This is a genomic window from Lysinibacillus sp. FSL H8-0500 (assembly GCF_038051955.1).
Taxonomy (GTDB): domain Bacteria; phylum Bacillota; class Bacilli; order Bacillales_A; family Planococcaceae; genus Lysinibacillus; species Lysinibacillus macroides.
On sequence record NZ_CP150292.1, the window covers coordinates 2,157,150 to 2,172,492 of the forward strand.

Consider the following 15,343-nt stretch of genomic DNA (forward strand, 5'->3'; position numbering starts at 1 on the left):
GGAGGCGTTATAGATGCCGTTGATTTTTATAACAGGGGGTGTGCGTAGTGGAAAATCTCATTTCGCTGAACAAATGGCGATGCATTATTATCAAGAGCAGTCCTCTACAGCAAAACGTTTAATTTATCTTGCCTCTGGTATTGCCTTGGATGATGAAATGCAGCAACGGATTTTACGTCATCAGGTAGATCGGCAGGCACAGCCCATTGAATGGCAAACGATGGAAGCCCCCTATGCAATAGCTGATGCGCTCGCACTCTATCAAGCTGATGATATTGTGCTATGGGATTGTGTCACAACTTGGCTGACAAATGCTTTTTATGAAGGTTTTGAGAGTGGCACACCATGTCTTGTACAGCCTGGTTGTGTAAATCATAAACTCGCGCGTGTGAAGCAGGCTATTGAGGCACTGCTAAAAAGGGGTGTCACCTTGCTGGTGGTGTCCAATGAGCTGTTTGATGAGCCCCCCTATGCAAGCTATGAGGTGGAGCTTTATCGACAGACATTAGGTCAATTCCACCAATGGTTTGTAGCGATTGCTCAAGAAGCCTATGAAATTTATTATGGTATCGTTAAAAAATGGAAATAATAGAAAGAAAGAAGGCAGGACAATGAAAACTATTTGGCATAGCCTACTACTAGCATTTCAATTTTTTACGGTGTTGCCTATACATAAAGAACTGCCATTAACAAGAACAACGATTACAGGAATGTTTGTGTGCCTACCATGGATAGGGGCATTGATGGGGACAATTGTAGCAGCAATCCTCTATAGCGTGACACAGTGGACGGCAAGCAGTGAGGTCATGCTGGCATTTATTGTGCTGGGGCTATTTGCCTTATGGACGGGTGGCTTACATTTAGATGGCTTTATTGATATGGGGGATGCCTATTTTTCTTATCGGGACCGTGAGAAACGACTAGAAATTTTAGATGACCCACGTGTTGGCGCATTTGGAGTGCTGTCTGTATTATTTTTATTGATGGGGAAATTTGTCATTCTGTATGAGCTGTTTGTCCAACAAAAATTTGCCTTATGGATGGTCATAATTGTGCCTTTTTTAACACGAGTGGGAATGAGCTTTTATTTTATTTCGCTAAAATGTGCCAAGGAAAAAGGCCTTGCTTATTATTTTCGGACACATATTTATGTAGCTCGATTAAACATTGGAATGCTACTATCATTTGTCTTGGGGCTGGTGATTGTGCTTGCTGTGACCCAGTTTTCGATGCTACCAATTATCCTTGTCATTGTTTTAGGGATAGCGCTTGTGCTATTTCGACAGTTTACAATGCGTAACTTTGGCGGTGTATCAGGGGATTTACTGGGCGCTTCAATTGAAGGAATGGAGGTTGTACTATGGGTGACATTGTTACTGTGCGCTTAATCAGACATGCACCAACAACTGCTAATATAGAAAAACGCTATCTTGGCTGGACGGATGCACCATTGGCTAATCCAATGGCGCTTACTGCGATTGATGCTACCGTTCAACAAGTGTATGGTAGTGATTTACTGCGCTGTCAAACAACGGCGTCTTATTATTTTCCACATGCTAGCTATTGTGCAGATGCAAGATTACGTGAGATGAATTTTGGAGCCTTTGAAGGCAAGACTTATCTGGATTTACAAACCAACCCTCAGTACCAAGCATGGCTAGAAGATCCTGATCAGACGCCACCGCCACAGGGAGAGCGTTTTGCGACATTTATAGCACGTGTAGTGGATGGTTTCCGTTCTTTACCAAAAGATGAAGCTAGCTATTATCTCGTTGTCCATGGCGGTGTGATTCGTGCCTTACTTGTGGCATTTGCCCCAACCGAACAACCTTTTTGGTCGTATCATGTACCACATGACCAGCAATTTACCTTAACGTTTACCCGTAAGGCTTGGGAGGAGGGAGCAAGATGCATATCTTTATTGGGGGAGCCTATAATGGCAAAACCGACTATGTAATGCGCTTTTATCAGCCGCAACAGGTGGTCCTTATAGAGGGGGAAATCCCCAAAAATGTGCCAGCTTGTGATGTGCTCGTTATCAAAAATTTGGAAACATGGCTACTGGCGCAACAGCTTGAGGAAGATGATAGGGTGATTCAAACGATCGTAACAAGGCTCCAGATATTGGCACAGCAGTGTACATTAGCAGTTATTGTGACTGATATGGGACGTGGCGTTGTACCAATGGACAAGCAGGCCCGGCTACTGCGCGATACTTGTGGACGTTTATACCAAGCTTTATTTGCAGAGGCAGAGCAGATTGTCCGCATCTGGTATGGCATTGGTGAGCAAATCAAGTAAGGAAGAGGAGAAATGGAATGAAGCGACAAAAATTGATGACATGGATATTGACAGCGATGGTAGCAGCTATTTGTGCAGTAGGTGCGATGATTAAAGTACCAATCCCATTTGTGTCAACGGCTGCACTTGACTCAGCACCTGCCTTTTTAGGTGTTGTATTTTTACCACCTGTATTGGCAGGGACGGCAGGAATGCTTGGTCATTTTATTACAGCACTCACAGCGGGCTTTCCATTTGGACCACTGCATTTGATCATTGCTGTTGAAATGTTTATTGTTGTATGGGTTTTTGGCGTTATGCATAAAAAAGATATGCATATTTGGAAATGGCCTATTGCTTTTGTGCTAAACGGCATTATTGCGCCCGTGCCTTTTTATTTTCTTATTAGCCCAGCATTTTTCTGGGGCGCATTAATAAGTATTTGTACAGCAACAGCGCTCAATTTAGTCATTGTGGCAATCGGGATGCCTGTGTTAAGAAAAGTTTTTGTACGCAAGGAAGGTAGCGTATCATGAGAAATGCGATAAAGGTAGGGAGCTTGATTGCCACGATGGATAATGCGGCAGCCATTGGGCAAAAGCCGCAAGATAGCGTAGCAGCATCGGATGAGCTTACAGCCTATATGACAGCACGTGTCACCTTTTTAGAGCAGCTTGCCGCACAAGCCATTCCTACGCAAATTTTGCTGGCGAATTTTTCAGGGGATGCCGCATGGGCGCGGTATATTGCAGGGATACAACAGGTCTTTAAGGAAATCGGTCTTGCGTGTCCTGCCGTTGCGGGGAGCACAGAATCCAATATGCCAACGAGACAATCAGGCTTAGCGATTACAATGCTTGGCGAGCCACAACAGCGTGCAGCGTTTGACCGTGAAAAGCTTAGCTGGTACACTTATGGCTTGCCGCTTGTTGGCACAGAGGTAGTAGCTCAGCCTGAAGATGTTGCACAGCTTCAACCTATTTTTCAGGCATGGCAGGCAGAAATTGTGCAGCAAGTATGGCCAGTCGGGTCAAAGGGGCTACAGGGAGAATTGGTTCGTCTTTTTAGAGAACAGCAGCCTGAATGCTCTCTTGATATAACCAAATCAGCCGGGCCCTGTACAGTCATTATGCTTGGCATTGATCCTGAAAAAGAGCAGCAGGCAGAAAAATTTTTCCTAAGAAATTTTGAAAAATTACGCAAAACTACACTGTAATAGGGCTTGTTTCGAGCAGATAAGCTGTGTTGAAAATGGCAAGGGACGAAACACCTATTGCAACACGAAACACAATATGTTAGATTTGTTTAGGAATCAAAACACAATATATAGTATGTTGGACAAGCGGTACCAAGATGGTTTAAAAGGGAATTCGGAGCAAGTATGCTTGCAAGCCGAAGCTGTCCCCGCAACTGTACGTGCTGACAAATAATCGAAAAGCCACTGTTTTTTAATGGGAAGGTGATTATTTGGAGGAAGCATAAGCCAGGAGACCTGCCATATTGTTCAAGACAGCAACACATTCTTCGGGGATTGAGAAGTGGAGGCGAGAGATTTGTTCACTTCTTTGTGTGCATGTCCTTCATTTCCATTTTCGATTTTACAGCGATCCCGCAACCGATGGATGTTGCAGGATCGCTTTTTTATGTTGTGGGGAGAAAGGGAGAGAATAGATGACAGTGCAAATTGAACAGCAAATGGCGAAGTTAAAAAATAGTTACACGGAGGCTGAACTTGAAAGCTTTGTCAGATTATCAGATCGTTGGCTACGCAAAAATGACAATGCCACATTTGAAGCATGGGCAGATGCAATGATTTTACAAGCGCTTAGCCTGATTGATGAGGAGGAGCCCTACTGGACATTTGTGGCTGCACGCATTTATTTAGCAAAACTATACGATCAATTTGCGGTGTGCCGTGGGGTTTCACCAAAGGAAGTTTACCAAGTATTTCCCGCGCAATTAGCACGTTATACAGAGGCTGGCTTGTATCACGAAAGCTTAACAACAAAATATAGTGAGCAAGAGCTTCAGCAATTAGCAAGTTATTTAGAGCCTAGCCGTGATGAGCTATTTACTTATATTGGCTTAAAGACGTTAATGGATCGTTATGTTGTGCGTGATTATACAAAAACACCTGTAGAGCTTCCTCAGGAGCGCTGGATGGTCATCGCCATGACATTAATGCAGGATGAAACAGAAAATCGTCTTGAAAAAGTTCGAGAAGCCTATTGGGCGATGAGTAATTTATATATGACAGTAGCGACACCAACATTATCCAATGCCGGGAAAACACATGGTCAGCTTTCTAGCTGCTTTATCGATACAGTCGATGATAGTTTACAAAGCATTTATGATACAAATACCGATGTGGCGACATTATCAAAATATGGCGGTGGTATCGGCGTTTATATGGGCAAAATTCGCAGCCGTGGCTCCTCCATTAAAGGCTTTAAGGGCGCATCCAGTGGCGTGCTACCGTGGATTAAGCAGCTGAATAATACAGCCGTTTCGGTTGACCAGCTTGGACAACGTCAAGGAGCCATCGCTGTTTATTTAGATGTTTGGCATAAGGATGTTTTTACGTTTTTAGATTTACGCCTAAACAATGGAGATGAGCGTCTACGTGCCCATGATATTTTTACAGGGCTATGCATACCAGATATTTTTATGGAAGCAGTGGAGGCTCGTGGAGATTGGCATTTATTTGATCCACATGAAGTACGTGAGGTGATGGGCTTCTCCTTAGAGGATTCCTATGATGAAACAAAGGGCAATGGCTCCTTCCGCACGAACTATGCCGCATGTGTGGCAAACCCATTATTAAGCCGTGAAGTCGTACCGGCCATTGATATTATGAAGCGAATTATGCGCTCACAGCTAGAAACGGGCGTGCCCTTTATGTTTTACCGTGATGAAGTGAACCGCATGAATCCAAATCAGCATAAAGGGATGATTTACAGCTCAAATCTGTGTACTGAAATATTCCAAAATATGTCACCTACTGAATTTGAATCAATTACACTTGAGGACGATGTAATTGTGACTCGTCGCAAGCCTGGCGATTTTGTTGTATGTAATCTATCGTCTGTTAATTTAGGCAAAGCTGTACCTGCGGGTGTATTAGAGCGTTTAATTCCGATTCAAGTACGTATGCTTGATAACGTCATTGCGTTAAATACGATTCCTGTAAAACAGGCAGAGCGCACCAATTTACGCTACCGTGGCATCGGACTTGGCACATTTGGCTGGCATCATTTATTAGCGTTGAAGGAAATTCAATGGGAGTCTGAGGAAGCCGTAGAATACGCGGACAAGCTCTATGAGGAAATTGCCTATTTAACGATTCGTGCCTCAAATGCCTTAGCAAGTGAAAAAGGAGCGTATCCATTGTTTAAGGGCTCTGATTGGCAAACAGGAGCTTACTTTGAGAAGCGCGGCTATGACAGTGATAAATGGAATGCTTTACGTGAGGCAGTGGAGAAAGAGGGAATGCGCAATGGCTATGTGATGGCAATTGCTCCAAATTCATCGACATCCATTTTAGCAGGCAGTACAGCAACGATTGACCCGATTTTCCAAAAGAGCTACTCAGAGGAGAAGAAGGACTACAAAATTCCAGTGACTGTACCTGATTTATCACCAGTAACGACTTGGTTCTATAAATCTGCTTATTTCATTGATCAAAATTGGACAATTAAGCAAAATGCAGCCCGTGCTCGCCATATCGACCAAGGCATTTCACTAAATTTATATGTTCAAAATACCATTAAGGCAAAAGATTTACTGGCATTGCATATGAATGCTTGGGCAAGTGGTGTAAAAACAACCTATTATGTACGTTCCACATCTGTAGAATTATTAGAATGTGAGTCTTGTGCAAGCTAGGAGGAATAAATGATGACAACGATTACGAAACGACAAATTATGGATAAGGAAGCGCCAAACCGTTCCACAGGTATTGTGAACGGGCGCTCCTCCAATATTTTAAACTGGGATGACGTCCGCTTTAGCTGGGCGTATCCTAAGTATAAAAAAATGCTCGGTAACTTCTGGACACCCTTTGAAATTAATATGAGCAATGATGTTAAGCAGTTCTCAGAGCTGACAAGGGATGAGCAAGAATCCTTTTTAAAAATTATTGGCTTACTTGCACTATTGGATAGTGTACAAACGGATTTTGCTGGCAAAGTGGCAGACTATTTAACCGATTCCAGCTTGAATGCGTTAATGATTATTTTAGCGCAGCAGGAGGTGATTCATAACCACTCCTATTCCTATGTGCTATCAAGTATCGTTAATAAAGCTGAGCAGGATCGTACCTTTGATTTTTGGCGTACGGAGCCTGTGCTAGAGCGTCGCAATGATTTTGTGATTAAAGGCTACCGTGCATTTTCCGAGGAGCCAACGGTTGATAATATGCTAGAGGCCATTATTTATGATGTAATTTTAGAGGGCTTATTTTTCTATTCAGGTTTTGCCTTCTTCTATCATTTAGCGCGCAATCAAAAAATGGTTGCTACGTCTACGATGATCAATTATATTAATCGCGATGAGCAGCTACATGTCGATTTATTTGTAAAAATTTATCAGGAGCTATTAACGGAATATCCAGAATATGATACACCTGAGCGTAAAGAGAGGGTACAGGATATTTTCCGTGAAGCCGTGCAGCTTGAAATTGACTGGGCAAATGAAGTGATTGGCGATAAAATTGAAGGTCTTGATGTTGAGGACGTCCATGATTATGTCCATTTCTATGCCAATGTGCGCTGTAATCAGCTTGGCGTTGACCGCCCATTTGACGGCTACCGCAAAAATCCGTTGAAATGGATTAAGGCTTATGAGGATGTGGACCAAGGCAAAACAGACTTCTTTGAACAGCGTTCCCGCCAATATGTCAAAGTGAATGTAGAAGATAATGGTTTTGATGATTTATAACACCTTCCTGCCTTGTTCGCGGTCAATTGTACCAGCCTTTATAGCGGGAAACAAAACAGCTTGTTCGCGTAAAAAGCGAGCAAGCTGTTTCTGAGTATTGAAACTGAAAGATGTTGATACATTGAGGCTAATGGAGTTGTGTTAATTCACCATTATCCATTTTATACACGCTGTCACATAAAAGAGATATATCTTCAGCATTATGACTAGCTAGCAAAATAGTCATTCCCTGTTTTTTGAAATTTATTAGCATATTTCGAATATCCGATACGCCAGATTCATCAAGTCCATTCATTGGTTCATCCAAAATTAAGAGTTCTGGTTTTTCCATAATGGCTTGGGCAATTCCAAGACGCTGCTTCATACCAAGGGAATATTTACGCACAGCATTTTTATCATCTGGATTCAGACCAACTAAAGTGAGGACCTTTCTGATATCTTCTTCAGTTACACGATTTTGAATAGATCCTAATAATTTTAAATTACGAATACCTGAATAGTGTGGAAGAAAACCAGGAATATCTAATAAAGCGCCAAAATTTTTAGGGAATTTTCCTGTTCCAATATCTTCATCGAAAACTTTAACCACACCTTTAGATGGAACAAGAAGCCCAGCAATTGTTTTAAATAATATACTTTTGCCAGAACCATTTCTTCCTATTATTCCATATATTCCTGGTTTATCTATTTTCATGTGAATATTTTTTAACAATGTACGATTCTTTATTTCTTTCGATAAATTTTGTATTTCTAGTATAGTATTCATTATACATATTCTCCTTTATTCATGCCGCATAAAAAGATACTCTCTGCGAATTTTAAATAGCCTGAAATTAACAACAATTAATACAACAATACTAATTAACACGTTAAAGTAACACCACATTAATGAATAATTATTTAATTCGTGAAAGGCTAATAAACCAGATGTTAAGGGCAACCATTTCAATATACTAGGAAAGGTGCTCCCTATTGTTATAGATAGGATAAAACACATTAGGGTTAATAAAAAAGTAAAGGCGAGATTATCTATCAAAAAAATAAAAAATAAATTGATTAATGCTAGTAAAAAAAAGGATAATATAAGTAAACAAAACTGGTTAATAATCAAATTGAGAGAATTAGAAGTGTATAAATAATTTAATGTCTGAATCCAATCATTGGATACTTTTTCTCTTGGTATAAAAGTAAGAATCCCCATAGTTGTAAGAAAACCTGTTGTAAAAGTTAAGAAAATAAAAATAAACAATACAAAAATAAGACTGTAAAACCAATGACTCAAACTTTTCACATGCAACAGTAGATAGGCTGTTCGTTCCCTTATTTCAGTATGTATAAATAAACCGAATATAGTCAGAATAGGTAATAAAATCAATATACATCTAAACATATCTAGCTTGAAATTTATTGGCAAATAAAAGATAAATATGGTTGCTCGTATAGTCTCTTGAGGGATAATCTTATGGCTGTACATAGAAAAGACTAGAAGTACATTTGCAATAAATGTGGCGATGATGAATAATAATTTTTTTGGTGTTATTATACATAAAAAGTGGTAATTTATAATTCTAGCTAACATCATTCTTACTCTCTTTCTCTAAAAGAATATCTACTCGGTTAACAATAAATAAACCCATCAAATAGATGGAAAAAATTAAGAAAATCCAATATAGAACTATACTATATGGAAAATGTTGCTGACTTAAATTAAATCTATAAATATATTGAATAATATTTACATGGTCAGTAAAAAGATAACGGGATATACCATCAAATTTACCCAATGTTATTGCAACATTTAGCAAATTTACTATAAAAACCACCATAAATGAAATCATCGTTTTTTTTGTCCATAAAAATATCAGAAAATAAATTAATCCTAGTAAAAATAAAATAAGCCATAGCAATATGATGGTTACTATGGAGTACAGCATAGGGGAATAATTAGATAAAAAAGTAGCATGATTTTTATAATAACTAAGAGCAAATTCACTCCAATTATTCTTAAAACTAAGAATAAATGCAGATTGCAGCAGCATAATGCCAACAACGGTAAGGGAAAAAATAGCCGTTAGTTGAGCAATAAAAATTACATTCATTTGATACCATTGTCGTTTACTCTTAAATCTAAAGGCTATATAATTTTGCACCTCACCTGCTGAAAAATGTACAGTAATAATTATTAAAAACGTTGGTATCATTATATAGGATAATGGAAGAAATCCCGTTATCTTCATCAACAAATCATATACATTCGTCTCTAAATCATTCTCCACTGTTGAAAATAAAAGATCTAGACTGTATAGTGAAAGCAAAATAAAAATGAATATATTAATATTTTTGTTATAAAAAACCTTTATCAGTTCATGATTACGTGTTTTTTTGTTCAACCTTATAACCTCCTATAAAGAAAGTTATGATTCCAACCATACATAATATAATTCCATACAAGCATCGTTGTGCAAAATTCACCCCAAAATGATTAACATCATATAATACTACTGCATTTAAATAGGTATGAATGTTAATTAATACGGTTGCAGAAAAAATATAATAGATAAAAGGTAACAATACAGCCAAATAAATATTTTGGATAAATGTTGATATACCTAAAGCAAAAGTAGCAAAGGTAAATCCACAGAAAAACAAAACGATTAAAATAATTAAAATGGCTATAATAGGTGAATGGATACCTAAACTTTTGAAGTATTCAAACGTTTCCATTTGTTCTTTTGCCATTGGAATATGTGTAAAAACTTTGATTCCCAAAAGAAATAACAATGAAATAAATGGACCAATAAACAAAACAAATCCTCCAACAAGTCCATTTACAAGTAGCCTTATCCATCTATAGCTAGTTTTACTCATTCGAATATAGATATATTTATTTAATCCTGTCTTACAATCACTCACATATGATGCTGCAAAGGGTAAACAACTGATAATTGGAAAAACAACAATTAAAAAATTAGCTGTTCCTGAATTATAGCCTGATAAAAATAAATATAAAACGGATATATCACCATATTTAATCCAACTTATGTATTCAAACATACCTCCAAATACTAAAACTATGGAAAAGATGGATGTAAAAAGGGTTATTTTTGAGAAAAATGCTCGTTTAAATTCCTCTTTTATATAAGAATTCATATTATAACACCTCAAAACACATTCATTTTATTATATAACTCTAAATTTGTGGTGCAGTCTATCATTTATGAAAATCAAAAGCATTATTATTATCCGAAATATTAGGATGATATGTAGCTAATGCTAATTATAATAGATAGCTTATTAATTAGGCGTCCATTCTCCTGAAGTTTGAATATCTTCAAATGTTCCAGGGGAAGTCGAGATATTAAGACGAACTTTTTTATCTTTCCATGTACTAGCAGCTGTATAGTCCATTGTTTTTCTTCCTGTTGTTGAATAAGAAACCTTTGAAGAAATATTTGAGCCTGATGCATCTTCGATCCAAGAAACTAATTTTCCATCTTTTTCAATATAACCAACTTCATTGTAAGCTGATCCAGTAGTCGTTTTTGTGATAGTTGATGTTTCATAGTCACTAAAGGTTGGTACATTGGCTGAGTAGTTCCCCCATGTTGCCGCGGCAGCACCCATAGCTGAAGTCATTACGCCAACTACAACAGTAGCTGCCATGACTTTTATCTTTTTTTTCATTATTTTTCCCTCTTTCTTAATGTAATGAATCTAAAATAATTAAAGATTGAAATGAAAAGACTTACACCACGTATCGAAATATAAAATAAATGGACTTAATAGTAAACATTTTCTACAAAAATAGTTAATTATCTACAATTATCGACAACTTTTGGATGGTGATTTTATGGAAAAATATTTTGTTACGGAGGACACTGAACAAGTCGATTTATGCCAACGGATTTGGTGTAAATCGACTTTTTATGTTTGTGAAATAGATTAATCATAAAAAATCACTAGCGTTGCATTAAAATAATTCAACCATCAAAAAGAAACGAGCTTCATTTGATGATGAACCACTTTGACTGACGTGCAGATGAAATCGCTGAACTGTACAAGACATCTTTGGTGATGGAATTGTCTTTCAAATGGATGAAGCCGCACTTGAACATTAAAAAATTCTACAGCAGGATGTGCAGAATCAAGTGTACATGGCGATGATCGTCTATTGTTTAAACGTGTTGATGTAGCTTCATACCAATGTGACCTCAATACATCGCAGAGTTGCTCAAAAGAAGGAGATCCCCGCTCAAAAAGGAGGAGTTCTCCGCTCAAAAAAGTAAAAGAGTCGCTCAAAAGGAGGAGTGTCCCGCTCAAAAAGATGAAGGAGTCGCTCAAAAGAAGGAGTTCCCCGCTCAAAAAGGAGAAAGAGTCGCTCAAAAGAAGGGTCTCTCCGCTCAAAAAAGTAAAAGAGTCACTCAAAAGAAAGTTCTGCCATTCAAAAAAGCTATGAGCCTCTTTATTTAATTATTACGTGACTCGAAAAAACATTGCCAATTGCGAATGATTTTCAGTTATAATGGAAAACGAATGGGATTTAAAGAGAACGGAGCGACAGTATGCAAGCAATTAAACAATTAGGGCAGTATTTAGCGCCCTACAAATTTTTAACCATTATTGCACCGCTACTAATGGTGCTAGAGGTCACAATGGATTTACTACAGCCAACCATTATGCAGCATATGATTGATACAGGCATTGCCAATGAGGACCATCCATATGTGCTCAAAATGTTTGGCTGGATGCTAGCCAGTGCAGTGCTTGGTCTAATTGGAGGTATCGGCTGCTCCTATTACAGCTCAAAGGCAGCAATTCATTTTGCCTCAGATATTCGGCAGGCACTCTATAAAAAAATCATGACTTATTCAGCAAGAGAACGTGATGCCTTTACAACAGGCAAGCTGATTACGATTTTAACAAGTGATGTGGAAAGCATTCAGCGTGCATTTATGATGACATTGCGTATTTTTGTGCGTGGGCCATTGCTATTTATCGGAGCAGTTATTATTGTTTTTATCACAGCGAGAGAGCTTTTTTCTATTCTGTTAATTATCGTGCCCATTTTAATCATTGCCATGTACTTTTTTACAAAGTATTCAGGTGTGCTTTATCGCCGTGTACAGGAGGCAATTGATGGGGTCAATACAAAGCTGCAGGAAAATCTTGCAGGTATTCGTGTGATAAAAGCCTTTCGACGTGAACAGCAACAGGTATCTCAATTTAGCAGTCTGAATAATGCACTCACAAAGCGTTTTATGACTGCCGAACAAATTGTGGGGGTGCTTGTACCTTTTACAATGTTTGTGGTCAATCTTGGCATTGTGGCAGCGCTATGGCTTGGCGTGATAAAGGTGGAGGCAGGCACTTTACAGGTTGGCGTTATTCTTGCGTTTATTAACTATTTAACAATGATTTTAAATGGCTTAATGTCCTCTAGTATGGTGCTTATGCAAATTGCGCGCGCACTTCCTTCAGGAGAACGTATTGTCGATGTATTACATAAAGATGTTGCGGTGAAGGAAGCTTCAAATGCGCTTGTTAAGCCGATAAAAGGAGCGATTGATTTTGATCATGTAAGCTATCGCTACTACGATACAGCAGAAGATGTTTTAAAAAAGATTTCTTTTTCAGTGCAACCTGGGCAAACGGTAGGCATTATTGGGAAAACAGGCAGTGGTAAATCGACACTTGTCAAGCTATTGCCCCGCTTATTTGACCCAACAAGTGGTGAAATACGTGTAGATGGCAAACCATTACAGCATTATGCACTCTCAACACTACGTGAGCATATTGGCTTTACCTCGCAAAAAGCATTACTATTCTCAGGAACGATTGAAAAAAATATTCGTCTCGGCAAGGACGAGGCGACATCCAAGGACATACAGCAAGCCTTAGATGCAGCATGTGCTAGTGAATTTGTGGAGCGGCTTGATAAGGGCCTAGCACATGAATTGTCGCAGGGCGCTACGAATCTTTCAGGTGGGCAAAAGCAACGTCTTGCTTTAAGTCGAGCATTTATTCGCAAGCCTGCTATTTTAGTGTTGGATGATACAACTTCAGCACTAGATAGCGCCTCTGAAAAGCATGTGCAGCAAGCGATTGACACAAATTATCAAGATACAACAACATTTATTGTGGCATCGAAAATTACCTCGATTCAGCAGGCAGATATGATTCTTGTTTTAGAGGATGGCGAAATCGTTGGGCAAGGCACACATCAGCAGCTTGTCCAAACCAATCCATATTATCAAGCAATTTATGCGTCACAGCAAAAGGCTGGTGAACAATAATGACTCAAAATCAACCAAAGCAAATGAATTTTGGACGTGGCTCCCGTATGGCAGGACCAGCTGAAAAAGCGAAAAATCAAAAGACAACTCTAGCGAGAATATGGTACTATGTGAAACAGCAAAAAATAGGGCTCTATTTCTCTATTTTTTTTGTAATTGCCTCCACGTTTTTAAGCTTAGTAGGGCCCTATATGATTGGGCATATTATCGATGAATATATTTTAAAAAAGGATATTGGCGGTACGATTCGCCTAGGTATTCTTTTGGCGGTTATTTTTACAGTAGCTTCTATTTTTACATGGCTGCAAACGTATGTCATGATTCATGTGGCGATGAAAACCATTCGGGCATTGCGACTGGAGCTATTTCAAAAGCTTCAAACGCTGACATTACGTTTTTTTGATCAACGTGCACTCGGTGATTTAATGAGCCGTGTTACCAATGATATTGATAATTTAAACACAGCACTTGTGCAAAGTGTTACACAAATTGTGTCATCCATCCTAACAGTGATTGGTGTCAGTATCGCTATGTTCACACTAAGCTGGCAATTAGCGATTGTGACATTAGTTATTATTCCGCTGATCGTTTTCACAACGAAGCAAATTATTAAACGTAGTGGTAGAAATTATGCAGCACGTCAGCGCGACCTTGGCAAGCTCAACGGCTATATTGAGGAAATGATTACAGGGGCAGAGGTACTTACGCTTTTTGGTAAGGAGCAGCAAACGATTGATACGTTCCATCAGCAAAATGAAAACCTACGAAACTCCGCCCAGCGTGCAGAAATTACCACTGGCTTATTAGGACCAATTAATAACTTTATGAATAACTTAGGATTGGCTGTGGTCATTGGAACAGGTGCTCTTTTAGCCGTGAAGAGTATCGTTACAGTCGGGGTTATTGCAGCCTTTGTGACCTATACGCGGCAATTTTTCCGTCCGCTTAATCAGTTATCCAATCTATTAAATACCTTCCAGTCTGCCATTGCAGGAGCAGAGCGGGTTTTTGAGATCCTAGATGAACCATCAGAGGTAGCCGATCAACCTGATGCCATTGAGGCGACATCGCTTAAAGGGGATGTTGTATTCAAGCAAGTATCATTTAGCTATGAGCCAAACAAGCCTGTGTTAAAAAACATTGACTTCCATGCTAGGGCAGGGGAAACGATTGCCCTTGTTGGTCCAACAGGCTCTGGTAAAACGACGATTATCAATTTATTAACACGATTTTATGACGTTGAACAAGGTGAAATTCTGATTGATGGTCATAATATCGAACACTATCAAATGGCGACGATTCGTCAAAGAGTTGGTGTAGTTTTACAGGATACGTACTTATTCTCTGGTACCATTCGTGAAAATATCCGCTTTGGGAAGCTAGATGCGACAGATGAAGAGGTCGTGGAAGCGGCAAAAATTGCGAATGCGCATCATTTTATTAAATATTTACCAGCTCAATACGATTCACTCGTGCAGGCAGGAGGAGCCAATTTAAGTCAGGGACAGCGTCAGCTTATTGCGATTGCCCGTGCCATTTTAGAGAATGCCGATATTTTAATTTTGGATGAAGCGACATCGAGTGTGGATACACAAACAGAGGTCGATATTCAAAAAGGCTTACAGCATTTAATGCAGGGACGCACAAGCTTTGTTATTGCCCATCGCTTAAAAACCATTGAAAATGCTGATAAAATCCTTGTAATTCAACAGGGAGAAATTGTGGAGCAAGGCAATCATCAAGAGCTTATGCAACGACAAGGCATTTACCATCATCTTCAGCAAAAACTGTTGTTAGAGCAGGTGGAATAGGGAATAATAGAGGTACATCTT

The 15,343-nt window shown here is 39.0% G+C and carries 14 protein-coding genes and 1 riboswitch; of the genes, 10 read left to right on the plus strand and 4 right to left on the minus strand.

The genetic code is table 11. The annotated features are described in order from the left end of the window. The first annotated feature begins 13 nt into the window (after positions 1 to 13). From MHB44_RS10270 to MHB44_RS10305, 8 genes are all read left to right on the plus strand, one after another. Positions 14 to 589 carry a bifunctional adenosylcobinamide kinase/adenosylcobinamide-phosphate guanylyltransferase gene (locus tag MHB44_RS10270; protein WP_341302683.1) on the plus strand — a complete coding sequence of 192 codons (576 nt, stop codon included), beginning with the start codon at positions 14 to 16 and terminating at the stop codon, positions 587 to 589. A 22-nt stretch (positions 590 to 611) separates the two neighbouring features. Further along, a complete protein-coding gene (cobS, locus tag MHB44_RS10275; RefSeq protein WP_341302684.1) occupies positions 612 to 1,388 on the plus strand; it encodes an adenosylcobinamide-GDP ribazoletransferase in 777 nt (258 codons plus the stop codon). Then, entirely contained in the window at positions 1,361 to 1,957 is a 597-nt protein-coding gene (locus tag MHB44_RS10280; protein ID WP_341302685.1) for a histidine phosphatase family protein, read from the plus strand. The genes cobS and MHB44_RS10280 overlap by 28 nt, the downstream gene beginning before the upstream one ends. Further along, positions 1,909 to 2,301 carry a bifunctional adenosylcobinamide kinase/adenosylcobinamide-phosphate guanylyltransferase gene (locus MHB44_RS10285; protein ID WP_341302686.1) on the plus strand — a complete coding sequence of 131 codons (393 nt, stop codon included), beginning with the start codon at positions 1,909 to 1,911 and terminating at the stop codon, positions 2,299 to 2,301. The genes MHB44_RS10280 and MHB44_RS10285 overlap by 49 nt, the downstream gene beginning before the upstream one ends. 17 nt (positions 2,302 to 2,318) lie before the next feature. Next, entirely contained in the window at positions 2,319 to 2,816 is a 498-nt protein-coding gene (locus MHB44_RS10290) for an ECF transporter S component (protein WP_341302687.1), read from the plus strand. Next, positions 2,813 to 3,496, plus strand: a complete 684-nt coding sequence (locus tag MHB44_RS10295) for a hypothetical protein (RefSeq protein WP_341302688.1) — start codon at positions 2,813 to 2,815, stop codon at positions 3,494 to 3,496. Before MHB44_RS10290 ends, MHB44_RS10295 begins: the two co-directional genes overlap by 4 nt. Before the next feature lie 110 nt (positions 3,497 to 3,606). Continuing rightward, positions 3,607 to 3,795: riboswitch (cobalamin riboswitch) on the plus strand. Between the two features lie 156 nt (positions 3,796 to 3,951). Beyond that, positions 3,952 to 6,165, plus strand: a complete 2,214-nt coding sequence (locus MHB44_RS10300; RefSeq protein WP_341302689.1) for a ribonucleoside-diphosphate reductase subunit alpha — start codon at positions 3,952 to 3,954, stop codon at positions 6,163 to 6,165. Between the two features lie 12 nt (positions 6,166 to 6,177). Continuing rightward, positions 6,178 to 7,218, plus strand: coding sequence for a ribonucleotide-diphosphate reductase subunit beta (locus MHB44_RS10305; RefSeq protein WP_053995778.1), 1,041 nt, complete (start codon positions 6,178 to 6,180; stop codon positions 7,216 to 7,218). A 127-nt stretch (positions 7,219 to 7,345) separates the two neighbouring features. On the opposite strand, the gene MHB44_RS10310 is transcribed toward MHB44_RS10305, so the two are convergent. The 4 genes from MHB44_RS10310 to MHB44_RS10325 form a co-directional block, all read right to left on the minus strand. After that, a complete protein-coding gene (locus tag MHB44_RS10310) occupies positions 7,346 to 7,984 on the minus strand; it encodes an ABC transporter ATP-binding protein (protein ID WP_053995777.1) in 639 nt (212 codons plus the stop codon). Between the two features lie 802 nt (positions 7,985 to 8,786). After that, positions 8,787 to 9,608, minus strand: a complete 822-nt coding sequence (locus tag MHB44_RS10315; protein WP_341302690.1) for a hypothetical protein — start codon at positions 9,606 to 9,608, stop codon at positions 8,787 to 8,789. After that, on the minus strand, positions 9,589 to 10,368 hold the full coding sequence (locus tag MHB44_RS10320) for a hypothetical protein (RefSeq protein WP_341302691.1): 780 nt from the start codon (positions 10,366 to 10,368) through the stop codon (positions 9,589 to 9,591). The genes MHB44_RS10315 and MHB44_RS10320 overlap by 20 nt, the downstream gene beginning before the upstream one ends. A 144-nt stretch (positions 10,369 to 10,512) precedes the next feature. Next, complete coding sequence (locus MHB44_RS10325; RefSeq protein ID WP_341302692.1) at positions 10,513 to 10,902, minus strand: hypothetical protein; 390 nt, start codon at positions 10,900 to 10,902, stop codon at positions 10,513 to 10,515. 878 nt (positions 10,903 to 11,780) lie between these two features. Here MHB44_RS10325 and MHB44_RS10330 point away from each other — a divergent pair. Both MHB44_RS10330 and MHB44_RS10335 read left to right on the plus strand, forming a co-directional pair. Next, on the plus strand, positions 11,781 to 13,511 hold the full coding sequence (locus tag MHB44_RS10330) for an ABC transporter ATP-binding protein (protein ID WP_341302693.1): 1,731 nt from the start codon (positions 11,781 to 11,783) through the stop codon (positions 13,509 to 13,511). After that, positions 13,511 to 15,322, plus strand: coding sequence for an ABC transporter ATP-binding protein (locus MHB44_RS10335; protein WP_341302694.1), 1,812 nt, complete (start codon positions 13,511 to 13,513; stop codon positions 15,320 to 15,322). The genes MHB44_RS10330 and MHB44_RS10335 overlap by 1 nt, the downstream gene beginning before the upstream one ends. Positions 15,323 to 15,343: the final 21 nt, after the last annotated feature.